At 46.4% G+C, this 23,130-nt stretch carries 29 protein-coding genes, 1 tRNA gene and 1 other annotated feature; of the genes, 25 read left to right on the plus strand and 5 right to left on the minus strand.

Annotation, left to right across the window (positions count from 1 at the left end; translation table 11 throughout):
- The first annotated feature begins 29 nt into the window (after positions 1 to 29).
- From mltG to FFM79_RS01910, 4 genes are all read left to right on the plus strand, one after another.
- On the plus strand, positions 30 to 1,238 hold the full coding sequence (gene mltG / locus FFM79_RS01895; protein ID WP_137641776.1) for an endolytic transglycosylase MltG: 1,209 nt from the start codon (positions 30 to 32) through the stop codon (positions 1,236 to 1,238).
- The gene (gene udk / locus FFM79_RS01900; protein ID WP_137641777.1) at positions 1,235 to 1,864 is read left to right on the plus strand and encodes a uridine kinase; all 630 of its coding nucleotides are present in this window, start codon (positions 1,235 to 1,237) and stop codon (positions 1,862 to 1,864) included. The genes mltG and udk overlap by 4 nt, the downstream gene beginning before the upstream one ends.
- A gap of 108 nt (positions 1,865 to 1,972) precedes the next feature.
- Positions 1,973 to 2,455 carry a transcription elongation factor GreA gene (gene greA / locus FFM79_RS01905; protein WP_137641778.1) on the plus strand — a complete coding sequence of 161 codons (483 nt, stop codon included), beginning with the start codon at positions 1,973 to 1,975 and terminating at the stop codon, positions 2,453 to 2,455.
- 364 nt (positions 2,456 to 2,819) lie between these two features.
- Complete coding sequence (locus tag FFM79_RS01910) at positions 2,820 to 3,122, plus strand: HesB/YadR/YfhF family protein (protein ID WP_137641779.1); 303 nt, start codon at positions 2,820 to 2,822, stop codon at positions 3,120 to 3,122.
- Between the two features lie 118 nt (positions 3,123 to 3,240).
- Here the strand turns inward: FFM79_RS01910 and FFM79_RS01915 are convergent, their stop codons facing one another.
- Positions 3,241 to 5,895 (minus strand): YfhO family protein, encoded by a 2,655-nt coding sequence (locus FFM79_RS01915; RefSeq protein WP_137641780.1) that lies wholly within the window; start codon positions 5,893 to 5,895, stop codon positions 3,241 to 3,243.
- Positions 5,896 to 6,393: 498 nt separating this feature from the next.
- Between FFM79_RS01915 and FFM79_RS01920 the strand changes: the two genes are divergently transcribed.
- From FFM79_RS01920 to FFM79_RS01950, 7 genes are all read left to right on the plus strand, one after another.
- On the plus strand, positions 6,394 to 8,424 hold the full coding sequence (locus tag FFM79_RS01920; RefSeq protein ID WP_137641781.1) for a peptidoglycan D,D-transpeptidase FtsI family protein: 2,031 nt from the start codon (positions 6,394 to 6,396) through the stop codon (positions 8,422 to 8,424).
- Positions 8,425 to 8,554: 130 nt separating this feature from the next.
- Positions 8,555 to 8,704 (plus strand): 50S ribosomal protein L33, encoded by a 150-nt coding sequence (rpmG, locus tag FFM79_RS01925; protein WP_003638573.1) that lies wholly within the window; start codon positions 8,555 to 8,557, stop codon positions 8,702 to 8,704.
- Between the two features lie 142 nt (positions 8,705 to 8,846).
- Positions 8,847 to 9,413, plus strand: coding sequence for a 5-formyltetrahydrofolate cyclo-ligase (locus FFM79_RS01930; protein ID WP_137641782.1), 567 nt, complete (start codon positions 8,847 to 8,849; stop codon positions 9,411 to 9,413).
- On the plus strand, positions 9,400 to 10,083 hold the full coding sequence (locus FFM79_RS01935) for a rhomboid family intramembrane serine protease (RefSeq protein ID WP_137641783.1): 684 nt from the start codon (positions 9,400 to 9,402) through the stop codon (positions 10,081 to 10,083). Before FFM79_RS01930 ends, FFM79_RS01935 begins: the two co-directional genes overlap by 14 nt.
- A gap of 18 nt (positions 10,084 to 10,101) precedes the next feature.
- Complete coding sequence (locus tag FFM79_RS01940) at positions 10,102 to 10,323, plus strand: YqgQ family protein (protein ID WP_137641784.1); 222 nt, start codon at positions 10,102 to 10,104, stop codon at positions 10,321 to 10,323.
- Positions 10,324 to 10,340: 17 nt separating this feature from the next.
- Complete coding sequence (locus FFM79_RS01945; protein WP_137641785.1) at positions 10,341 to 11,303, plus strand: ROK family glucokinase; 963 nt, start codon at positions 10,341 to 10,343, stop codon at positions 11,301 to 11,303.
- Positions 11,304 to 11,588: 285 nt separating this feature from the next.
- The gene (locus FFM79_RS01950; protein WP_137641786.1) at positions 11,589 to 12,002 is read left to right on the plus strand and encodes a rhodanese-like domain-containing protein; all 414 of its coding nucleotides are present in this window, start codon (positions 11,589 to 11,591) and stop codon (positions 12,000 to 12,002) included.
- Positions 12,003 to 12,055: 53 nt separating this feature from the next.
- Here the strand turns inward: FFM79_RS01950 and FFM79_RS01955 are convergent, their stop codons facing one another.
- The gene (locus FFM79_RS01955) at positions 12,056 to 12,232 is read right to left on the minus strand and encodes a DUF3042 family protein (protein WP_003640329.1); all 177 of its coding nucleotides are present in this window, start codon (positions 12,230 to 12,232) and stop codon (positions 12,056 to 12,058) included.
- Between the two features lie 96 nt (positions 12,233 to 12,328).
- Between FFM79_RS01955 and FFM79_RS01960 the strand changes: the two genes are divergently transcribed.
- The 8 genes from FFM79_RS01960 to FFM79_RS01995 all read left to right on the plus strand — a co-directional run bounded on the left by FFM79_RS01960 (position 12,329) and on the right by FFM79_RS01995 (position 18,940).
- Positions 12,329 to 13,072, plus strand: a complete 744-nt coding sequence (locus FFM79_RS01960; protein WP_137641787.1) for a glycerophosphodiester phosphodiesterase — start codon at positions 12,329 to 12,331, stop codon at positions 13,070 to 13,072.
- Positions 13,069 to 13,995 (plus strand): tRNA (adenosine(37)-N6)-dimethylallyltransferase MiaA, encoded by a 927-nt coding sequence (miaA, locus tag FFM79_RS01965; RefSeq protein WP_137641788.1) that lies wholly within the window; start codon positions 13,069 to 13,071, stop codon positions 13,993 to 13,995. The genes FFM79_RS01960 and miaA overlap by 4 nt, the downstream gene beginning before the upstream one ends.
- 111 nt (positions 13,996 to 14,106) lie before the next feature.
- Positions 14,107 to 14,487 carry a MerR family transcriptional regulator gene (locus tag FFM79_RS01970; RefSeq protein WP_137641789.1) on the plus strand — a complete coding sequence of 127 codons (381 nt, stop codon included), beginning with the start codon at positions 14,107 to 14,109 and terminating at the stop codon, positions 14,485 to 14,487.
- Between the two features lie 47 nt (positions 14,488 to 14,534).
- Complete coding sequence (locus FFM79_RS01975; RefSeq protein ID WP_137641790.1) at positions 14,535 to 15,881, plus strand: glutamine synthetase family protein; 1,347 nt, start codon at positions 14,535 to 14,537, stop codon at positions 15,879 to 15,881.
- Positions 15,882 to 16,050: 169 nt separating this feature from the next.
- Complete coding sequence (locus FFM79_RS01980) at positions 16,051 to 16,287, plus strand: hypothetical protein (RefSeq protein WP_137641791.1); 237 nt, start codon at positions 16,051 to 16,053, stop codon at positions 16,285 to 16,287.
- A gap of 271 nt (positions 16,288 to 16,558) precedes the next feature.
- Complete coding sequence (locus FFM79_RS01985; protein ID WP_137641792.1) at positions 16,559 to 17,446, plus strand: exonuclease SbcC; 888 nt, start codon at positions 16,559 to 16,561, stop codon at positions 17,444 to 17,446.
- Positions 17,436 to 18,386, plus strand: coding sequence for a hypothetical protein (locus tag FFM79_RS01990; RefSeq protein WP_137641793.1), 951 nt, complete (start codon positions 17,436 to 17,438; stop codon positions 18,384 to 18,386). The genes FFM79_RS01985 and FFM79_RS01990 overlap by 11 nt, the downstream gene beginning before the upstream one ends.
- A 14-nt stretch (positions 18,387 to 18,400) precedes the next feature.
- The gene (locus FFM79_RS01995) at positions 18,401 to 18,940 is read left to right on the plus strand and encodes a dUTPase (RefSeq protein ID WP_137641794.1); all 540 of its coding nucleotides are present in this window, start codon (positions 18,401 to 18,403) and stop codon (positions 18,938 to 18,940) included.
- A gap of 42 nt (positions 18,941 to 18,982) precedes the next feature.
- Here the strand turns inward: FFM79_RS01995 and FFM79_RS02000 are convergent, their stop codons facing one another.
- Positions 18,983 to 19,327: a hypothetical protein gene (locus FFM79_RS02000; protein WP_137641795.1), complete on the minus strand. Its 345-nt coding sequence runs from the start codon at positions 19,325 to 19,327 to the stop codon at positions 18,983 to 18,985.
- A gap of 172 nt (positions 19,328 to 19,499) precedes the next feature.
- On the opposite strand from FFM79_RS02000, the gene FFM79_RS02005 reads away from it, so the two are divergent.
- Both FFM79_RS02005 and FFM79_RS12790 read left to right on the plus strand, forming a co-directional pair.
- Positions 19,500 to 19,573 (plus strand) — tRNA-Arg (locus FFM79_RS02005).
- 538 nt (positions 19,574 to 20,111) lie between these two features.
- Positions 20,112 to 20,237, plus strand: a complete 126-nt coding sequence (locus tag FFM79_RS12790) for a hypothetical protein (protein WP_263854447.1) — start codon at positions 20,112 to 20,114, stop codon at positions 20,235 to 20,237.
- A gap of 147 nt (positions 20,238 to 20,384) precedes the next feature.
- Here FFM79_RS12790 and FFM79_RS02010 read toward each other — a convergent pair whose 3' ends face one another.
- Both FFM79_RS02010 and FFM79_RS02015 read right to left on the minus strand, forming a co-directional pair.
- Complete coding sequence (locus FFM79_RS02010; RefSeq protein ID WP_137641796.1) at positions 20,385 to 20,582, minus strand: hypothetical protein; 198 nt, start codon at positions 20,580 to 20,582, stop codon at positions 20,385 to 20,387.
- Positions 20,583 to 20,805: 223 nt separating this feature from the next.
- A complete protein-coding gene (locus FFM79_RS02015; protein ID WP_137641797.1) occupies positions 20,806 to 20,961 on the minus strand; it encodes a hypothetical protein in 156 nt (51 codons plus the stop codon).
- A 291-nt stretch (positions 20,962 to 21,252) separates the two neighbouring features.
- On the opposite strand from FFM79_RS02015, the gene FFM79_RS02020 reads away from it, so the two are divergent.
- The 4 genes from FFM79_RS02020 to rpmA all read left to right on the plus strand — a co-directional run bounded on the left by FFM79_RS02020 (position 21,253) and on the right by rpmA (position 23,010).
- Positions 21,253 to 21,882, plus strand: a complete 630-nt coding sequence (locus tag FFM79_RS02020; RefSeq protein WP_137641798.1) for a TetR/AcrR family transcriptional regulator — start codon at positions 21,253 to 21,255, stop codon at positions 21,880 to 21,882.
- 62 nt (positions 21,883 to 21,944) lie between these two features.
- Positions 21,945 to 22,018, plus strand: a sequence feature (ribosomal protein L21 leader region).
- Between the two features lie 23 nt (positions 22,019 to 22,041).
- On the plus strand, positions 22,042 to 22,350 hold the full coding sequence (gene rplU, locus FFM79_RS02025; RefSeq protein ID WP_137641799.1) for a 50S ribosomal protein L21: 309 nt from the start codon (positions 22,042 to 22,044) through the stop codon (positions 22,348 to 22,350).
- 21 nt (positions 22,351 to 22,371) lie between these two features.
- Positions 22,372 to 22,707, plus strand: a complete 336-nt coding sequence (locus FFM79_RS02030) for a ribosomal-processing cysteine protease Prp (protein WP_137641800.1) — start codon at positions 22,372 to 22,374, stop codon at positions 22,705 to 22,707.
- A 24-nt stretch (positions 22,708 to 22,731) separates the two neighbouring features.
- Entirely contained in the window at positions 22,732 to 23,010 is a 279-nt protein-coding gene (gene rpmA / locus FFM79_RS02035) for a 50S ribosomal protein L27 (RefSeq protein WP_137641801.1), read from the plus strand.
- Positions 23,011 to 23,130: the final 120 nt, after the last annotated feature.

The following is a 23,130-nucleotide window of genomic DNA, read 5'->3' on the forward strand; positions in this document are numbered from 1 at the left end:
TTTGTATAATTGATAGGATTAATCAATAAATGGAGGGGCGAATCTTGAATAACGACCAGGATAACCAAGATCAACAGCAAGATCACGGGCCAGTTGAACCGAATCGGTTGGAACAAAAGCAACGTAAATCTTTTTCGAAACATGTGATTGGCGGTGTGATTGGTATTTTGATTGCACTATTACTGATTGTCGGTGTGCTTGGTTACCGCTACTTTAATAATGCAACGCAGCCGTATAACCGTTCTGATCAGCGGGTTGTGCAGGTTGAAATCCCGTACGGTGCCAACGGTAAGAAGATTGCCAACATTTTACAATCTAATAAAGTGATCAAGAGTGGCTTTGTGTTCGAATATTGGACTAAGGCGCATAACTTATCGAACTTTCACGCGGGCTATTACCAATTGAAGCCGTCGATGTCCTTAGCGCAAATTGCCAAGGCCTTGAATAAGGGCGGTTCTTCAGAACCCATTCAAAGCTCAACTGGCAAGGTGCTCGTCGTTGAAGGTGGTCAAATTGCAACCATTGCGAAGACGATTGAAAAGCAGACCGACTTTACGGCGAGTGAGTTTAAAGCTTTAATGAAGGATCAAACGTTTGTTAAATCGCTCGCGAAAAAGTATCCGCAACTGCTAGGCTCAGCCATGAGTGCTAAAAACGTGCGCTACCGCTTGGAAGGTTACCTGTACCCGGCAACTTACATGGTTGGTAAGAAGATGACGTTAAAACAGTTAGTTACGCAAATGGTGGCGAAGACGGATGCGGAACTTAAACCGTACTACGCAGATATCAAGAAGTCGAAAATGTCGGTGCAAGAGGTGATGACGCTGGCATCGCTTGTTGAGCGTGAAGGGAATACCGCGAAGGACCGGCGGATTATTGCCGGAGTCTTCCTAAACCGTCTGGATGCAAAATGGCGCCTTGATTCCGATATTTCGGTGTTTTACGCGATTGACAAAACGAAGTCATCGTTAACGGCTAAGGACCTGCAAACGAAATCTCCGTATAATCTTCGCTTACACCTTGGCTACGGTCCCGGACCGTTCAATAGCCCAAGTTTAGCGTCAATTAAAGCGGTTCTGAATCCGGCACAGCGGTCGAAGGGGTACATGTACTTCGTTGCGGATTTGAAGACCGGTAAGATCTACTATGCAAAAGATGAGAATGGACACGCAGCGAATATTCAAAAAGTAACGAAACATAATGAAGCTGTTGAAAATAAGAGTGAGGCAAAGAAATGACTGAAAAACAACATCGGCGCCCGGTCGTCATTGGCGTTACGGGTGGTTCCGGTAGTGGTAAAACAACGGTTAGTAATGCAATTTACAACCAACTATCTGGGCAATCACTATTAATTTTGCAACAAGATTCATATTACAATGATCAACGGGATATGACGATGGCCGAACGCCACGCCGTTAACTATGACCACCCGTTAGCGTTTGATACGGACCTGATGATTAAGCAAATCAAGCAATTGTTGGCTTACCAACCAATTGAAAAACCCGTTTATGATTATACGCAATATACCCGGAGTGATGAGACGATTCATCAAGACCCGCGGGACGTGATCATTGTTGAAGGCGTCTTGATTTTAGATGATCAGCGCTTGCGCGATTTAATGGATATCAAGGTGTTCGTTGATACGGATGACGATATCCGGATTATTCGGCGGATTGAACGCGATATTAAGGAACGCGGTCGGACGTTAGATTCCGTCATTAGTCAGTACCTTGCGACCGTTAAGCCGATGTATCACCAATTTGTCGAACCAACAAAACGCTATGCGGACATTATTGTGCCTGAGGGTGGCGAAAACGAAGTCGCGATTGACTTGCTGACGACCAAGGTTCGGTCAATTTTATAATTTACGCGTCACTAGCAGTGCAACTTTATATTTTAGAGTTTACAATTAAAAGTCGAAATGGTAGGCTGGTCTTTGTTAACTATACCTAGAATTAGAGGAGTGGAACCATTGGCTGAAGATAAAACATATCCAATGACTGAAGAGGGGCAGGTCAAGCTCGAAAAAGAACTTGAAGATCTTAAGGTCAACCAACGCCCTGAAATCATTAACCGGATTAAGATTGCTCGGAGTTACGGGGACTTATCCGAAAACTCAGAGTACGAATCAGCAAAAAACGAACAAAGCTTGTTGGAAAACCGGATTAAGACGGTTGAACACATGTTACAATACGCTGAAATTATTGATAGCGATCAAATCGACGATACGGAAGTTTCAGTTGGTAAAATCGTTACGTTTAAAGAGTTGCCAGACGAAGAACCAGAAAGCTACACGATTGTTGGGGCGGCGGAAGCCGATCCAATGGAAGGTAAAATTTCAAACGACTCCCCAATTGCGAAGGGCTTAATCGGCCACCACGTGGATGAAGAGGTTTCAATTGAAATTCCAGCTGGTTCAATGAAGGTTAAGATTTTAAAGGTTGAAAACGCCTAAAACCGCTAGCACCTTAAACGCAAAACGGGACTCATCCATGGGGTGAGTCCCGTTTTGCGTCTCAACGGACGCTACGCTGTCGGGTTAGTGTTGTTGTGAAATCACTAACGGTCAACCATTCAGTGAATTTTTTTCGGCAGCGGGCTGGGCAGCATACTTAAGGCGGGTAACCGCAGGCCCAATTCAAAACCGGTGGCAAACCTTGCCACCGGCCGGACACGGGCATGGTGGTTGAACGTTGTTGAGCGGGCGCCGCGTCGGCAATCGAATGGTGCCGGACTTGCTCACCATCCTGCAATCTTGCGTTTTTGCAGTAAGTGGCGGACAATGACTGTAAACGATTTCAATAATTGAGGTGGCAACGATGAAAATTACAATTACGGATGCAGCCAGCAAGTGGTTCCACGATGATATGGGGGTCACCACTGGTAACGGCGTACGTTTCTTTGGTAAGACTTATGGTAAGACCGCGGTTCACAGTGGTTTTTCGATTGGCCTGATGCGTGATGATGAACCGCACAACCCAATCGTTGAAACGGTCAAGGATGGCGTGAATTACTACGTTAATGATCGTGACGAATGGTTCTTTAAGGGCTACAACTTAACGGTTGATTATGATAAAAATAATGATGGCCCGTCATACGATTACGAACCAAATGGTGAATAGCATTAAAAATCTCGGCAACAAGCGCAGTGCTTGTTACCGAGATTTTAGTTAGGACTTCTGATTTTAGGCCGGAAGCACGCCACGGCCTTCAAAGCAGGCTTCCGAAGCTTTACACAACTTAAAGCCGAATGCGGCGCTTTCGGCGGTGCTTAACGCCAAACCAGCCGATCGTACCCAGGGCCGCCACTCCAGAAATGGCACTACCAAGAGCTAGGAACGGTGGGCGGTAGGTCAGCGTGACCGTATGGTGCCCCTTGCTCAGGGGGACCGCGATAAAGGTGTTGATGGCGCGCTTCGTTTTGACCGCGTGACCATCGACCGTTGCGTGCCAGCCCTTGGAGTACGGGATGGTCGTCATCAGAACTTGGTGGGACTGCTGAATGTTAATCGTCCCGGTCAACTTCCGACTGGAATGGTGGCTGAGTTGCCAAGGCGCGCGTTGCAGCTTCTTGGCCGATTGCTTAAATTGCGCGTTATTCAAACGGTACAACGTGAAGTTTTGCAGCCAGAGCGACGTTTTCTTCATTTGAATCCCAAAGGTGATCGTCTTACCCTTACTATTAGCAGCGACGTTAACGGCAATTGTGTGCCGGTAGGTCGGGTACTGCTTCAGCTCCTTACCGTTGATATAGTAGCTCGCGTTAGAAGTCGTCAGATTTTCACCGAGCGTCAAGTAGTAGGAATCGTTGGTTTGCGGTGTAAATTTAAAGTAAATTGAACCGGTTTTACCGAGATCCTGCTTGTTTAAGACTGAGCCGGTGAGCGTCGTGACCTTCTTAACGTTTTGGAAAATAACTTGATCAAAGTTTTCCGCGGTGATTAACGCCGACGGATTACGATCCGCCAGGGTTTGATAGATTAATTCTTGCCGGGCAATCGGGTCGCCCGTGGTTTTAGAAACCTTGAGCTTAGTAATCTGATTCGAAGCACCAAAACCGAGGCCGAGGGCGTACGGGTTCTTGTAAGTGGTGACCTGACTGTTACTCATTTGCTTGGCGGCTTGGTAATTTTGGACGTCCGGCTTCGTACTCGTCACCGGGATATACTTGCGGTAATCCGCATTAGCGGCTTGCGCTTGGGGAACTTTTTTATCCATAAAGTATTGCATATCCAAGAACGAATCACTAATTAACGTACCGTTGGTGTAAGCAACCACGCCATCGCCGTCCGGTTGACCAATCGACCCAAAAAAGTTGGGAATGATAGATTCAAAGGTCGAGCTAAAGTGGTCGGCCCCGTTGTAGGCGGCCTGCATCGGGTCATCCTTAGTTCGGGTAAAGGTCTTTCCAATTCGGTAGAAGCCCGAGCCACCGTGGGCTTTAATTTGGTTGACGGTTTGGTCTAGCACGCTCGTGTACTTGCCAAATTCAGCCTGGGAGACGTAGGACAAGTTGTTTAAGCTGGCAACGGCGTTAATCGACATGTCGACCGAAACGAGTAGTAACGCGACGATCCGGTAAATTACCTGATTCTGCTTTGGTAAGATTAGAAAAATTAACGTAACCGCTGCCAGCCCAATGGTGATCATCAGGTTGGGTTCGAGCACGTACTTGACGTGTTTCAGGTTTAAATAAATGGTGGTAAAGCAACCAACCGCAAGCACCAGCATGGTGAGCGCTTGCCATAGTTTAATCGTTAGGTGTTCGCTAAGCGCCTGGGCGCCCAACCAAACGAGCCAGAAACTAAAGACGAACGAAAATCGGTACGGGTACCAGACCGGAAATTGGCCGGCGTGCCACAAGAGATCGAGCGGTTCGTAGCAAAAGGACAAGACTAATACTGCGGTTACAACCAGAGCACTTAACTTAACGGTCCAATGGAAGCGTCGGCGTAAGAAAAAGAGAATAAAAGCAAATACGGCGAACCAGGCCACGTAAAAGTTGGGCTGGCCGGACGGCATTTGGTCAAAATTGAAGGTGCCGGTCACAAACTTGGCGAGCATCTTCCACGGTGCGTATTCAAATTTCCAGTGCACCTTGGTTACGTTGTACTGGGCCTTACTTTGTAGGAGCGCCCAAACGGTCGGTAAAAGGAGCCAAGCGGATAGCACGGCGGCGAGCAGTCCGCCCCAAGCAAACTTGAGGGCGTGCTGACACAACGTTTTGAAATCTTGCCAGTGCTTCGTCACACCGTAGAGCCAATACAAGCAACTAAAGAGGACGACCATGTAACCCATATAGTAGTTATCAATGAGCATGACGGCGAGCCAGCCGGCAAAGTAGCGCACCTTGCCAGTTGTTAAGAGCCGCTCCAGACCGAGAATGACCATTGGTAAAATAGCCACGGTGTCCAACCAGATCATGTTTAACTGGTTGGCAACCATCCATCCCATCAGTGCGTAAGCGGTACTAAACGTTGGGACGAGCCACCCACGCTGCATGTGGGTCTTAGTGAGTAGCCAGGCAAATGCTAAGCCGGCAAACCCGTATTTTAAAATGGTGACGATAAAAATACCGGTAGTCAGGGATTGACCCGGGAAAAACAGGTAAATCAGGTTAAATGGACTCATTAAGTAGTAAGCCCAGACCCCGACCATTTCGCCCCCAATCGTCTTCGAAAATGAATAAAAGAAGGCGCTGGGATCGTGTAACAGGGTGTGCCGGAAGTAGGCAAAGAGGTCCACGTACTGTTGGCCCAAATCAACCGTTAACAAACTACTGGAGCCAAAGGGAGCCATCTGCCGGTAAATAAAGTAGCCGGTCATAATGAGTAGCGGGAGCCAGAAGCTGAGCCACAACGGCCACGTTTTGGCAAAAAAACGACGAATTTTCAAAAGTGCCACCTCAATCTCTGATTAACGCCGAGCCACGTTCGGTTCCCGTGGTTCGGCGCTTAGTCTACCTTATAGGATAGCATAATATTGGGCAGGCTGGCAGGCGAAAACCATTCGGCCTTGGTGGCTGAGCAAAGTAAAAAGGGGTGGATTTTGGTAATGGTGGCGGTTACATCGCCAAGGGGTTAAGAGTTGGTAAAAAATCTTTAACTGCAAGCCCCGGCATTGGCGCTTGTGACTAATAGGTGCGCGGTACTCAGCGGGGCTTGCGGTTAGCGTCCTTTTTAGCGGCAGTTGGTTTACCAAATTAGCGTGATTAGTCAAGATTTCTAAAGATGACTTTAAATTTAACGCCCGGGGGACTGCGCTTATTCTTAATTTATAGTAAACTATAGATTGATAAATATGTTAGCCACACGTCAATGTGTGGGGCGCAACGTACGGTGAAGTCATCAGCAGCGCGCGTCGTCTACCTAATTAAGAACGGGAGTCAGAGAATTGAAACTGTTTAAAAAAATTACTGCGAAGCGTGATCCAAGTAAATCGCACATTCCATTTCGTTTGAACTTTTTGTTCTTTATCGTCTTCCTGCTATTTGCAGCGTTGATTGCACAATTAGCTTACCTTCAAGTAAGCTACGGACAAAAGTTCCGGACGGAGGTCAACTCCGCAAATAATACGACGGCCACCGGGAAGGTCCAACGCGGATCGGTTTACGACTCGGCCGGCCGGGTGCTCGTTGGTAACAAGTCACACCAAGCGATTCAATACACGAAGGGGTTAAACGTCGCTTCAACTAAAATGTACGCCGTGGCGACTAAGTTAAGTGAATTCTTAACGATTCCGACCGATACGATGACTGATCGCAATTTGGCTGACTACTACCTTGCAAGTGCGAGTCACTTAAAGGAAGTTTCCAAGCAAGTGACCAAGTCGACGGACGAAGACGTGATGTACGCGCGGGAAGTGGCGTACGCCGAAAAGCATTTAATTGATGATTTTACGGACCAACAAAAAAATGCGGCGGCCATCTATTATAAGATGAACTCAGCCTACTCCTTATCAACGGTTAACATTAAGTCGACCGGCGTAACGAATACTGAACTAGCTGAAATTGGTGAGCACCAGTCACAAATGCCCGGGGTGAAAGTCGGGACGAGTTGGACGCGGAGTTACCCGAACGGGACCGACCTTAATAGTGTGCTGGGGACCGTTACAACTGAAAAGCAGGGGCTACCAAGTGATGACGTCAAGACGTTGCTAGCAAAGGGCTATTCGCGGGATGATTCCGTGGGTCAAAGCCAACTTGAAAAGCAGTACGAAGACGTGCTGCGCGGAACGAAGTCGCAGACGGAAGTTAAAACCCAGGACGGGGTCATCCAAAAAGAAGTGGAGAAGTACGGTGGCTCCAAGGGGGATAACCTTCAGTTAACGATCAACGCCAAGTTCCAAAAGAAGGTTCAAAGTATTATTAAGTCAACGGTTAGCTCGAATGCGGGATCCAACCCGTACATGTCGGGGGCTTACGCCGTGATTTTGAATCCAAATACGGGTGCAGTTTACGCGATTGCTGGGGTTGACCGTGATACCTCAACTGGAAAAATCACCGAAAACGCTCTCGGTTCAATTAACCAATCGATCGTTATGGGTTCGGTCGTCAAGGGGGCGACCGTGATGGGAGCACTGCAAGATGGTGTGATTACGCCAACCAACAGTACCCTAACCGACGTGCCGATTAAGTTAGCCGGAACCGCGGCCAAGACCTCGTGGTTCAACAAGAGTGGGAATTTGAACCTAACCCTGAACGCCTCAACCGCGATGGAAGTTTCCTCTAACTCTTACATGATGCAGTTGGCCATGAAGGAAGGGAACTTCCACTACGCAGCTGGTAAGGCGCTAACGATGTCCAATTCAGTCTTCTCAAAGATGCGGGGTTACTTCAACCAGTTCGGCCTCGGGGTTAAGACCGGGATCGACTTACCTGGTGAAGCCACAGGGTATCAAGGGGATTCCAGTCAAAGTAGTATTGGTAAAGCGTTAGACTTGTCCTACGGGAACTACGATTCTTATACGACGGTTCAAGTGGCTCAATACATTGCCACGATGGCTAACGGTGGTCGGCGAATCGCACCGCACGTCGTGGGAGCGGTCACGGGAACCAAGGCTAACGGTAAGCAGGGGGCGGTTAAGACTAACGTTAAGGGCCGCGTGCTCAATACGATCGACGTCCCAGCATCCTACTTTGACGTAGTTCACCAAGGCTATTGGGACGTGGTTCACGGGAGCTTAACACAACGTACGGGGAGCGCCTTAGCGGACCTTTCCCCGAAGGTTGCGGCTAAGTCTGGGACCGCCGAAACGTTCCACGGGACGACTTCGACCGAAACGTTAAGTTTGGCGACCTACGCGCCGTACAAAAATCCGAAGGTGGCCATGGCCATTGTCTTCCCCGGCATGTCCGGTGGGAGTGCTAATACCACGGCGGCCATTCAGATTTATAAAGCGTTCTGGAAGTATTATGGGAAATAATTAAAACCGTTCATTTTAGATGCCAGTATCTGATATTGATACTGGTATTTTTTAGTCATTAATGGTATAGTAGTTCAAGTTAAGGGTTCCGGCCCTGTAATTATGCGAATGAGTTTGGAGGGTCATCAACATGCGGGTACACATTACACTTGAATGTACTGAATGCCATGAACGCAACTACTTATCTTCAAAGAACCGTCGGAACAATCCGGATCGGGTTGAATTTAAGAAGTATTGTCCACGGGAACACAAAGTTACATTACATCGTGAAACTAAATAACAACGGGGATACCTGTTGTTTTTTTCGCAACATTGTCATTCGACAATGGGTTTCTCATTTGTTAGCAGTTACCAGGTTGAATTTTCAATTTGGGATGTTGATGAATGAGATTTTTTTATCTCATTAATTTGGAGGTGCCATCGTGGAAAAAAAAGCATTTCGTCAACAACAAATTCAACGGCTGAGCCAACTACCGGCCGAAAGCCGGGTCGCACAGAACCTATCCTTGCAACAACAACTGTTTGCTAGCCCGGAATGGCAACGGGCGCAGACGGTTGCCATTACAATTAGTAGCGCAATTGAAGTCGATACGCGGCCGCTCGTTAAGCAGGCTTGGGCGGATGGCAAACAGGTCGTAATTCCGAAAACGTTACCGCACCGGCAGATGGCGTTTTATCCGTATAACGACGCGACGGAACTTGCACGGACGAAGTTTGGCATTTTGGAACCAACGACTGGGACCCCCGTCGATAAGCGCGCGATTGACTTGATTTTAGTACCTGGGTTGGGCTATAGCCGGGAGCAGCTTGCACGGATCGGTTTTGGCGGTGGCTACTATGACCGCTTCTTAGCCGACTACCCCGGGACCAAGTTAACGCTAGCGTTTCGCGAGATGGCCTTTGCGACGGCGCAGTGGCCGGTTGCGCCTTACGATGTTTTACTTGATCGGTTATTAATTGCAAAGGATGGTCAGCATGGGACGGATTAAACGCTGGTGGCAAACGGAGCCAGTGATGACCCAAGTGCTACTTGGGCTGACGGTCGGCATTTTCTTAATTGAATGGCTACTTGGTGACGGGATGGTCGCAATGATGAACATGCTTGGTGCCAAGAATAACCAAGCCATCGTGGCCGGCCAATGGTGGCGGTTTGTTACCCCCATTTTTCTACATATGGGGTTGACGCACATTGCTTTAAACGCGGTCGTCATTTACTTTATGGGGATTCAAATTGAAGCAATGTTTGGGCATTGGCGGTTACTCGCAATTTACTTACTCGGTGGCATTAGTGGAAACATCATGAGTTTTGCACTCTCCGATAACCAGTCGGTAGGCGCAAGTACCGCCGCCTTTGCGTTATTTGGTGCTTTTCTAATGGTAGGGGAATCCTTCTGGGAGAACCCGGTTATTCGGCAATTAACGGGCCGCTTCCTTTTGCTGACGGTCATGAACCTCGTGTTTGACCTATTTTCGACGGGGATTGACATTTGGGGCCACGTTGGCGGCTTAGTAGGTGGCTTCTTAATTGCCTACATGCTTGGCGTTCCGCGGATTGGCAAAATCGCGACCCTTAAGCGGGTGGTGGCTACCATCGTGCTAATTATTAGCTGGATAGCATTGTTAAAAATAGGTTTTACAAATGTCAATTTAACTGTATAATAAATCGAGGATATGCACATGAAAACACTTTACGACGTTCAACAATTACTGAAAAAGTTTGGTGTGTACGTTTACGTGGGCAAGCGCATCTGGGACATCGAACTCATGGCAATTGAGGTGGACCACTTATACCAAGCGGGCGTTATCGATGCCAAGTTGTACGCACACGTAAAACTCGTATTGACTCATGAGCACCGGCTAGAAGCAGAACGTGAGCGCGTTAAGGACGCGCATCATTAATGGAGGGATTTAGCAACATGGATCGCAAGTTAATCGGAGTCGACCTAGGTGGGACGACAACTAAGTTCGCTATTTTAACTGAAGATGGCGACATTCAACAAAAGTGGAGTATTGATACGACGATTTTGGACGAAGGGGCCCACATCGTACCAAACATCATCGACTCAATTAATCACCACATCGACCTGTACAAGATGGACCGGTCACAGTTTGTCGGTATCGGGATGGGAACTCCCGGAACCGTTGACCGTGATAAGGGAACGGTTATTGGTGCGTACAACTTAAACTGGAAGACGCTTCAACCCGTTAAGGAACAAATTGAAGCCGGTACTGGGATTAAGTTTACGCTGGATAACGACGCGAACGTTGCCGCTTTAGGCGAACGCTGGAAGGGTGCTGGCGAAAACGACAATGACGTTGTGTTCGTTACCCTTGGAACCGGTGTTGGTGGCGGGATCATTTCCGAAGGCCGCTTACTGCACGGGGCCGCTGGCGCTGCTGGTGAAATTGGCCACGTTACGGTTGAACCCAACGGTTACATGTGTACTTGTGGTAAGAAGGGTTGCTTGGAACAATACGCTTCCGCAACTGGGGTCGTGCACGTTGCGCGTGACATGGCTGAAGAATTCTCTGGGGACTCCAAGTTGAAGCAATTATTGGACAACGGGGAAGAAATCAGTTCTAAGATTACCTTTGACCTTGCTAAGGAAGACGACGTCCTTGCTAAGCGGGTCGTAGACCGCGTTTCTTACTACTTAGGGTTAGCTTTAGCTAACGTTGGTAACACCATGAACCCAACCTACATCGTTATTGGTGGTGGGGTTTCAGCTGCTGGGGATTTCCTATTACAACAAGTCATCAGTTACTTCAAACAATTTACGTTCCCAACGGTACGGAATACGACGACTTTGAAGTTAGCCGTTTTAGGTAACGATGCTGGTGTAATCGGTGCGGCTTCATTAGCACAACGGTTTATCTAATTAAATTTAAATATGGGAGGACCTTCTTTGTGGAGGGTCCTTTTTTGTTGGTCTGTGCTAGTTGGTGCTGAGATTGCTCAGCGGTTTTCTGGGTGAGCTTAAATTGATGCCCGCAGTGTTCCAGCTAACCGGTGACACCCGCTACTGGCGGCAGCGTTATTACTAATAGGGGTAGCGTTCAATTAATTAATCTGTCGACGAATCAATGGCAGTAATTTGCCTAAGCCCCTAGCCAAAGTAAGCGGTTTTGTGTAAAATGGTAAGGTAGAAAATAGGAGGGATAACGTGGTTGTAGGTGCAATTACCGGTATGGGTTACGTCAATATTGTTTTACTTATTATTATCGCAGCGTATGTGATTTATGCGTTATATAGCTATATTCGGCGGCGTCAAGTTTCAACGATGTTGGAAGAGGATGAATTTCAAGCCGGTATGCGGAAAGCGCAAGTGGTTGATTTACGCGAAAAGAAGGACTTTGATGCGGGCCACATTTTAGGCGCGCGCAACATTCCGTTTAATAGTTTGAAAGTTCGGATGGGCGAGCTGCGAACGGACATGCCCGTTTACGTTTATGATCAAACCCACGCGCTGAGTACGCGGGCCGTTGTTACGTTAGCGAAAAACGGTTTCAAAGAATTATACATTCTGAAACCGGGTTACGCGCGTTGGGAAGGCAAAACTAAAAAAGCGAAGTATTAAAAAATGGCGGCTGAGACAAATTAGGTTTTGTTCGGCCACCATTTTTATTTGCATTAACCGTTGTGTGCGGAACGGCTCTTGCGCATTGCTTTTTTACGATTTTCTTCAAACTTGTTTTCTTGGTCTTCAATTGGGTCGACGACCTGCTTCTTGAAGGATAAAACAGAACCGATAACGGCTCCAGCCGTCGCAACGACTCCGAATAAGAAGCCCCGTGTAAATGATTTCATAGTTTGAACCTCCTAGCTATTGTTAGTTTCATTATGCTTGTTTTGAGATAAGATAGCAATCATTTCAGATTAAATTTTAAAAAAGTGGGTGAAAAAATGTTAACCAAAATCATTGCGCACCGCGGTAGTAAGGGCACGCATCCGGAAAATACCATCTTAGCGTTTGAAGCGGCGCTGGCTGCTGGGGCGGATGGGATTGAAACGGACGTTCACCTGTCGAAGGACGGGCACTTGATTATTATGCATGATGAAACCGTTGATCGGACGACGGATGGGACTGGCAACATTCAGGACCTGACTTTGGCGGAAATCAAAGCATTAGACGCGGGCAGTTGGTTTGCGCCCCGGTTCGTGGGTGCCCGGGTCCCGACGTTAGACGAGGTTGTGCAATGTTTGATTACCCACCACTTTACCGGAATCTTTAACTTGGAATTAAAGACGAACCGCATTCATTATCCGGGAATCGAAGCGCAAGTTGCGACCTACTTTAAGCAGCATCCGGTGCCGTTTCAGTTGGTCTACTCTAGCTTTTATGGCCGGTCGCTGGAGCGGTTGTACCGGTTGCAACCGGACGCGGAATTTGATAGTCTATTTAGTTTAAAAGCCCAGGACGCTAGGCGATTGTTGGCGCGCCACGTTATTTTAGGTTATCACCCGGATATGCGCTGGGTGCGCTGGCACTGGTTATTTTTACCCAAGGTGCAGTTACGACCCTGGACGGTTAATAGGGTCCGCGACATGCGTTTTTGCTACCGCCACCACTTAGCGGGCTTAATTACGGATTATCCGGAGCTTGCGTTTCAAGTGCGGGCTCGAATGCAGAAAGGACGGAAGGATTGACAAAGACAAAGGTTTTAATCATTGCTGGGCCAACTGCGGTTGGTAAAACGGCCTTATCATTAGCGTTAGCTAAGCAGTTGAACGGCGAAATCATTTCAGGTGATTCAATGCAAGTGTATCGCCGCCTAGATATTGGGACGGCTAAGGTTCGACCAGCTGAGCAAGCGGGGATTCCGCACTATTTAATTGATATTAAGGACGTTACGGAACGGTTTACGGTTGCGGAGTTTGTGACCAGGGCTAGCCAACTGATTGCGGACATTACGGCCCGGGGAAAATTACCAATCATCGTTGGCGGAACTGGTTTTTACCTCCAATCGCTACTGGACGGATTCCAATTTGGCACCAGTGCGACCGAACCGGATTGGAGCTACCGCCAACATTGGTTTGACGTAGCCGCTGAGCAGGGCAATGCGGCCGTTTGGACGGCGTTAAAGCAGTGCGATCCGCAGGCCGCGGCCGCGATTGCGCCGAATAACCTAGTTCGGGTCGTGCGTGCGCTTGAATACCAACACGTTAGCGGTGAGCGGTTTTCGGCGCAAGCCGACCGGCCCCACCAAGCGTTGGACGCGTTCACAATCTGCCTGACGACGGAACGGGCGCGGTTATACGACCGGATTAACCAGCGGGTCGATCAAATGATGAGCGCCGGTTTAGAAACGGAAGCCCGATGGCTCGATGATCAAGGGGGACGCGCGCTGCCAGCCGGAAAGGGCATTGGTTATCATGAACTTTTCCCTTACTTTGCGGGTGAGCGGGACTTAACAACCGCCGTTGAACTGATTAAGCGCGACTCGCGACACTACGCGAAACGCCAATTGACCTGGTTTCGTAATAAGATGACGGTTGCCTGGTTTGACCTATTGGAACATCCGGAGCAACGCAAGCAAATTGACCGACAATTAGCCGGTTGGTTAAATTAAAATATAAATTGGTATACCTTAATTAAATGATGTGATATTTTCTTACATGAATGATTGACAAGTGGGGTTGAGATTGCTAATATTAAGTCTGTATTCGAGAGGAGGGTCGTCATGAAAGAGAAGGAATTACGTCGTTCGTTGGCTGTCTTGCCAATTGGTACGGTTATGAAGCTGACTGATTTATCGGCTCGGCAAATTCGCTATTATGAAGAACAAGGGCTGATTCAGCCCGAGCGGAATGCCGGTAACCGCCGAATGTTTTCGTTAAACGATGTTGATCGGTTATTAGAAATTAAGGACTACTTAACCGATGGAATCAATATGGCTGGAATTAAACAGATTTATGCCATGCAAAAGCAACGGGCTGCTCAAAAAGAGGCTGACTTGGCAAGGCCGCTCACGGACCAGGACGTACGCCGAATCTTACATGATGAGTTCTTGAATATTGGGGGACTAAAGTCTCAGCGGGGCCCCAACTATCCTCAACACTAACCAATGCGTCTGCATCCATTAGGCACTTAATTTAAGGAGCGATTTTCATGGCAAAACAGCAGTACACGAAGGACGATATTCGGCGAATCGTCAAGGAAGAAAACGTTAACTTTTTACGGTTAATGTTTACTGATTTATTTGGTACCATCAAGAACGTGGAAGTACCCGTTTCACAACTCGATAAGTTGTTAGATAACAAGTTGATGTTTGATGGTTCTTCCATCGACGGCTTTGTTCGGATTGAAGAAAGCGATATGTACTTGTATCCAGACCTTTCGACTTGGTTGATCATGCCGTGGAACACGGAACACGGTAAAATCGCACGGCTAATCTGTGAAGTCTACACGACTGATAAGAAGCCGTTTGAAGGGGACCCCCGGAATAACTTGATTCGGGTCTTAAATGACATGCGTGATGCGGGGTATACCTCGTTTAACGTTGGGACGGAACCAGAGTTCTTCTTATTTAAGATGAACGATAAGGGCGAACCAACGACCGAATTGAATGATAAGGGGAGCTACTTCGACTTGTCGCCAATGGACCTTGGTGAAAACTGCCGGCGCGATATTGCCTTAGAACTTGAACGGTTAGGGTTTAACGTTGAAGCCAGCCACCACGAAGTCGCTCCTGGCCAACACGAAATTGACTTCAAATACGCTGATGCCTTGACTGCTGCGGACCATATTCAAACGTTTAAATTGGTTGTTAAGACGATCGCCCGGAAGTATAACCTGTGGGCAACCTTCATGCCAAAGCCGTTAAACGGTGTGAATGGTTCCGGGATGCACGTGAACATGTCCTTGTTCCATGATAAGGGGAACGCGTTCTATGATCCTGAAGAAAAGGATGAGTTACAATTATCCGATGACGCTTACCACTTCTTAGGTGGGTTAATGAAACACGCCCGGAGTTACACGGCCGTGACGAACCCAACGGTTAACTCGTATAAGCGGTTAGTTCCAGGTTATGAAGCACCCGTTTACGTGGCTTGGTCCGCATCGAACCGGTCACCAATGATCCGAATTCCAAGTGCCCGTGGTTTATCAACCCGGTTGGAATTACGGAGCGTGGACGCGTCAACCAACCCATATTTAGCCTTTGCAGCGGTCTTAGAAGCCGGCTTAGACGGGATTAAGAATGGGATTGAACCACCAAAGAGCGTTGATCGCAATATTTACGTGATGGACGAAGACGAACGGCATTCAGCCGGAATCGTTGACTTACCATCAACCTTGCACAATGCTTTGAAGGAATTCCAAACGGACCCAACCATGAAGAAAGCCTTGGGACCACACATTTACCAAAGCTTCTTGGAAGCAAAGCGACTTGAATGGGCTTCTTATCGCCAACAAGTTAGCGAATGGGAACGTGATCAGTACATGGAATTGTACTAAAACTTAATTGAAATGAACGAAGCGGTTGAGGACTCTTTTGAGTTTTCAACCGCTTTTTTGAAAAAAACGTGAACCGCGCCCCCGGCGAACGCCGAAGCCAACCACAGATTTAAAACCAGCGCGAAAGCCAGGACCAGAATCAGCATCAACGTCAACGGCCAGCGCTACAATGAATGATTCAGGCAGTGATTATTTAGGTGCCGCGGACCAGTCAACGACTAGTTTGCCGATTGCTTCAAGTTCGCAGCCAGCCGGGCACCCCGACACAATGCTTGCGGTTAAGCAATCAATCAAGTTACCGCAAACGAGGACCTCAACGGGTTCCGGGATAACGCTACTTGGCGTGGTGCTCAGCCTATTAACCTTTGGCTGGTTTGGCGTTTATGCAAAACGGCGGCATTCTTAAAAATTAATTTGTAAGTAGGTACGGCGCGCTCATAAACTTATTTGTGGGCGCGTTTTTAGTTGCTTTTTTAAACGGCAAAAGGACAAAAATCTGCTATGATTATACTAATGACCCGCATCGTTTGCTGACCCAACGGTCACTGGCGATGAAAAGGTTATAAATTTCAAAAAACGCTGGTGTTAACCTTTATTAATTTTCGCTTTTTCGGTAACATTAGTTATAGCAGTGCAATTCAGCAAGTTATTAATTAATTGATTGCAAGGAGATTATTATGGAAAAACAAAATCAGCCTGATCTTGAGAATCAAGATCAACCTACGCGCGCGCTTACGAAACACCTCCAAGATAAGTTGGATTACGTAACCACGCTGCGCCAAGCAATTACGGCTGGTGACGACCGGTTGATCTACGAATTGATCGATGGTGACCATTATCACCAAGCCTTATTAAACGAGGAACCGGATCCAACCCGTAATGCCCAAGTGGATCTAATTACGGATGTCCATCCGGCAATCAGTCATTACTTGAGCACTAAATTGATCGACTATTTGGCGCATGAATACCCGTTCTTCTACTATGAAGAAACCCAGTTGGGTGAATTCCAAATTTACTTTGGTAATTGGTGGGACCGGCGACGGTTCGGTAAGTTGAACGTTTTAAAAGTTGCCTTTGAATTTAGTTCTGAGGAATACAATAAACTGCAAAAGACGTTCGAACTAGCAGCGGCCCATAAGCGGTTTAATACCGACCAAATTCAGAAAATTTCCGCCGGTAGCGACGAACTTCAAAAGCTAATCGATGCCCAAGCGGATCGGGATGCTCAGAAGGAAACGCTACGAAAGAAATTAAAGGAAAATGGCCAACGGAATTCCCTGTTTGATTCTGGTCGAATCAAGGAAGAGCGGCAACAAATCATTGATCAACTCACACAGTTGGCGGATGAGGACGAACAGGCTAACAATGCCCATGCAACGATGAAGGATAACGAAGCGAAAATTTTGACGTTATCTAAGGAAGATACGATTTTGGCTTATGAAAAGCAAGCCATTGAAAACGCCTTTAAGAGCTTCGAGAATTTTAATGAGCGTAATCACAGTCTATACGTAGACTACTTGACCACGCTGATTGGAAAGGCGCAGGTAGCAGAGGATGGCGAATAACGAGAAACAGATTGATTCAGCAACGCTCAGCACGCACGGTAAACTCACAATGTTTAACGAGGGCCTCAAAAGCGGCCTAGCTAACGGTGAAAAGTTTACGGCCTTGATGGATCAGTTAATCGACACAACTGACGGGGAAGTGTTACTGGCGGCCGCGCAGAAACTAGCCGCTTTCAAGTTGGATTCGGCGTACGTCACGTTCCCGCATCAATATCAAAACGCGGATTACTATTTGATCTTTATGAGCCGGTTACTCGGCATGCATCAAGACGAGCAGGCGACCTTGAATTCACGGCGGAAGACCGAGTCACTGTACCACGTGTTTAAAACGTTATCCGATGACTATACGTTCCGTTTTCAAGTGGTCACCAACGCTAACGGGGGCGCCTATTATCAAGAGCAGACGACCGGTGAAAATCTTTTTTATGTCCACCTTGAACGCCGTTTACTACGTTTTAATAGTACTGCGGTTACGAACTTATTTATTAATAAGTTACTAGTTAAAGGGGTTGGGGTTGACCAAATTAACGTTGTGTTAACCACGCTGACCCAGTTTGGTTACTGGTTACGCGATGACTTTGGTTTTAACGTTGATTTCAATATCTTGGACGTAGACAATGCCGCCAAGTACGAACTGCGCTCGGCGCAACTGGACCGCTCAATTATTGATAAGTTGTTCGTTTCAGCCGCTGAAAACGACCACATGTTACGTAATTACATGCATGGTCACGGTGCCGAAATTGAACTACGTACCGGGTTAGTCGTTGACATTTTCCGCAGTGCGGCGAATGGTAGTGATCGGTGGGTATTGACGGTTCACGACCCGGATCAAGCGGTTTCCTGGTTTGACGTGTTGCTTCACTTTGATTTTATGCGTGACTGGTATTTGGACAACATCGATTCTTTGGAAATTAAAGCGGATCCATTAGTATTTGCTTAATTAAGGAGGAAGAAATGTTAGACTTAACCACGTTATTACAGCAGTCGATTCGCTTAGACCGCGCAATTACGGCGAAACAGCAGCTCCATTGGCGCCCGGCAACTAGGTTGCAAAACGCGATGGTGGCGCTCGACGTTGAGCTGGCTGAAATGGCGAATACGTCGGAATGGTTCAAAGTTTGGAAGATTCATAAGGGCAAGGCCGATGCGGGAAAAACTAAGCGCGAGACGCTTCTGAATGAATACGTTGACGCGATGGATTTCTTCTTCTTGCTGGCAGCAATCCAACAATGGACTCACTTAGTCCCGTTAACCGCCAAGCAATTAGATGAGCTGACGGCCAAACCCGCGACGGATTTGAGTAAGCAATATTTAGCCATTAAGCACTTATTATATGACGCTTACTTTAACCATCGACAGGTAAGTTATCGGCATGCGTGGCACGTGTTCTTAAAGATTGGCCTGGTTGAATTCGGGTTTACTCAGGATGAGATCCAAACGGCTTTTGTTGCTAAAAATAAAGTTAATGAGCAGCGGCAAGCTGATCATTATTAAAAAATCTGTCATTCGATCGTTAGTCGAATGGCAGATTTTTGGTTAGGCGTTGGTGGTTGGTTCCAGCGTGACTTGGTTGTCAGGATCATCAGCGACTAACTGATTAACTTGGTCAATCAATGGTTGGCGCTGATCAAGGTCGTCGTCACATTCAAAGAAAGCGCCGAGTTCCTCAGTTAACAACGCGGGGTCAACGTCCATGTAGCGCTGATCATAGCTGGTAATGGTGTAGTGGTCGTGGTCGGGCATGTGGGCAATGACGCACCCGGTGGCTGATTTACCCTTAGTTGCCTTATCAGTAAATTCGACAGCTAGGTTAAAGGGACCGTCCGACGAGCGGTCTTTGATGGCGTGGGCGATATTGCCCGCAATGGCTTCAAGTTTCATGTTTTCACCTCGTTAGCTATTATAACGAGTTCGGGGCAACTTGACTAGAAGGGAAATGCGATTAAGCTTAGTTGGTGATTTAATGAATAAAAGGGGAGCGATACCGGTAATGGTAAGCGTTAAATAAGAATTGACACCGTTAACGTTTTTATCTATAATAAATCGTGTTGTTGTCACGTTGGCTCAACCGGATAGAGCATCCGCCTTCTAAGCGGAGGGTTGTGAGTTCAAGTCTCACACGTGACATATTTGAAAAAGGGAGCCCGCTTAGCGGGCTTCCTTTTTTTAGTATTAGTCAGTATTAAAAATGATAATTACGTTCTGTTAACGCGGATGTTAATTAATTGTTGAGAAAGTTATCTAGAGCGTTGTTCGCAATATTATGCTTTTTTTGAATAATATTTTCGATACGATAGAAGCCAGATTGATTAATCGGATAAAAAGATAGTGCAGCAAAATTATCATCTATGAAAGTGAGAAAAGTCTCGCTGTGTTTTAGAATTAAGCAAAGGCCCTGTTGCTCTGAGAAAGAATAATAGGCTCTGATCATATTTCGGGTTATTAATTTTGCGTTTTGAGATTTAATTAAATTAAAGGATGCTGCGTTTTTCGTGGGGTCAGTCAAAGTCCAAGCTTGCGCAAGTAGTACTAAGATATGTAACCGATAACAATTGTTTAAGAAAGTTTAAAGAAGCCAATAAAATCCGCCTAAGCCGGTACTTTTACTTGAAATATTCCTGTAACATAACGATAATATAAATGTAACAGGGAAGGAGAATCAATTATGGGTCCAGTCTTAGCAATTATTGGTATTTTGGCCGTCGCGGGTGGTATTCAGTATTATTCAGACATGGTTGCGAAGGAAAATGCAGCCAGCAAGCATTTCACTGCTTCCCGTAATAACCGTTAGGCCAGCGGGTGATTCTAATCACTGCACATTGGTATAATACAATCAAATCAAACAAAAAGCTTTGAGTCGTACATGCGATTCAAAGCTTTTTGTTGTTATATGCAAATTTAGTGGTACCAACATTTTAAGCAGTTGCTCATCGATGGGCTAGCCCGAATAGCCGATGAGGGCTAAGCCAAACGAGTAAATGCTTAAAATGACGTTTGGGCTGTGGAGATAATCCTTAATAAGGTCGTAAAGGTACATCACGAACAGCGTTGAAAAGATTCCCACGAAAAAAGCAACGATGAACAGACAACTCTGCAAGACAATTTCAATCACCTGATTGACTAGTTTCCCCAACATCTAATAATCCCCCTTATTAGTGCTATCCTAATCATACCGGTTTTGTATAGACCAGTAAAGTGACGGCTATTTGTATCGCTGATAAGCGGAACGACATAAATATGGGGTGTAAACAATAGCTGAAATTAATTGCTAACGCAGGACTAGCTAGTAATTCGAAAAATGATGATCAGTAATAATGGTAGAAAAAAAGAACTCGTCCCGAGGACCAGTTCTTTTCGTATTACTTGATTTTAGGCGTTTGTTCGATGGTTTCAGTCTTACCAGCGGCCCAACGTTGGATAGCAGCGACTTGCTTTTCGCGCCGAATCCGCTTTTGCTTGTCAGCAACTGGACGACGACCGGCCCAAGTATTGTATGGCTTTCTTACAACAGTCATAAGAGTATGTCCCTCCTTTGATTAGTCCAATAACAACTATTAAAAACTAGTCTCATGTAAATTGCAACCGAATTTAACAGAAAAGTTACTTTTCCAAAAAATTGCATTTTAATTATACCGAATTCTTTCGATGATTGTCAAGGCAAAATCCTTTACAGACTTTAAAGTTTCAGCCCGCTCAAAGCACCAGTTTGATAGACGCTTTCTTACCTTTTTGTAAAATTATCTGCTAGCTATTGGACACTTTTTAAGGATAATGCTATATTGTGGACAGAAAGTAGGGAAGTTATTATGAGTCACGAAGTTGACCCCCGAGTTGATAAAACTCGCCGGCGTTTACGCCAGGCATTAATTACATTACTACAAACTGAAACGGTTGAAAACATTTCGGTGCAACAGTTAACGAGTACGGCCGAGGTTACTCGCGGTACTTTTTATCTACATTATAAAGATAAACCGACCTTTATTAAGCAGGCGCTCGATGATTTGATTGACGAACTCTTTGAGCAGGGAATTAAACGGGTCGCGATTGGGGATGTCATTACTAATCCGGCTGATCCGTTGCAACGGGTGACCGTTCTATCCTTATCGGCGGCGTTAGGGTACATTGATCAACACGCCGAAGCGTTTAAAACGTTACTGTTAGATCAGCAACAACTGGCCGTTAACCAGCGAATCAATACCCAATTAACCAAGTGGATGAACGCGTTTTACCGGGATTTTGAAGATCAATTTGCGGATCTAGAAGTGCCCGTTAGCGTTCAGGTTTCTTACTACGTGTCCGCGACGATTGGGTTAATTACGGACTGGCTAGCCAATGATATGATTTACACGCCACGCTATTTAACTAAGTGTATTAAGAAAATGCACCATTTAATGACGGCGCGGAACATTACCTTTACTGATTTTTTCGTTCAATAACTAAGATTGCTTGACTATTATGAAAAAGTTTGATAGTATTTTCCTGTTGTATTTGTGGACTTCTACAGCTACAACCGCTCGGATTGAGTTTTAAGTTCAGTAATGACGCTTATATTCGGCGAGTCTAAGTGATTTATATATTTAAGGAGGTGCACAAACGTGTACGCAATTATCGTAACTGGTGGTAAGCAATATAAGGTTGAAGCAGGTCAAGCAATTTACGTTGAAAAACTTGATGCTGCAGCTGGTGACAAGGTAACTTTTGATCAAGTTGTCTTTGTTGGTGGCGACGCAACTAAGATTGGCACACCGACTGTTGATGGTGCAACGGTTGAAGGTACTGTTGAAAAACAAGGCCGTGACCGTAAAGTGGTAACTTTCAAGTACAAGGCCAAGAAGGGTCAACATACTAAGAAGGGTCACCGCCAACCATATACTAAGGTAACAATCGACAAAATTAACGCATAATTAAGAAAGTAGGCATTCAAGATGATTCAGGCAGTGATTTCGCGTAATTCTGAAGGCCAAATTACGACCTTTAAATTAACGGGACATGCTGATTCAGGTGCTTATGGACAAGACATCGTTTGTGCGGCGGCTTCGGTGTTAGCAATTAGTACGGTCAACGGGATCGAACAAGTTGCCCACCTGCAACCCGCGGTCCAAAGCGATGAAACCAATGGCGGGCTGTTAATTGCTGATTTTACAGGTTTAGATCTGGCAAACCAACAATTGCAGACCCTGCTAGAAAGTTTCACGCTTGGTTTGAATGATGTCGCGGCGAACTATGGTGATTACATCCAAGTTCGTGAACAAACACGATAACCACATTCGGAGGTGGACTTTACTATGTTAATGAACTTGCAATTTTTCAGTCACCATAAAGGTGGCGGTTCAACTGCCAACGGTCGGAACTCAGCTGGTCGTCGTTTAGGCGCAAAGCGGGCTGATGGCCAAACTGTTAAGAATGGTAACATTCTTTATCGTCAACGCGGAACCCATATTTACCCTGGTGTTAACGTTGGCCGCGGTGGTGACGATACGTTATTTGCAATGGTTGACGGTGTCGTTCGTTTTGAACGCAAAGGTCGCGACAAGCGCCAAGTTTCTGTTTACCCAGCAAAATAATTTTTAAGAGCCTCTGCGTGAGGCTCTTTTTTTTCGCCTAACCTGGTCGCTTGCGGTTCAGCGAATTTTTATCCGGATTCCGGCAACGCGTTAAAAATTTGGTATAATGAAGCGTGTAGC

It is taken from the genome of Lactiplantibacillus modestisalitolerans, assembly GCF_005405425.1.
GTDB classification, from domain to species: Bacteria; Bacillota; Bacilli; order Lactobacillales; family Lactobacillaceae; genus Lactiplantibacillus; species Lactiplantibacillus modestisalitolerans.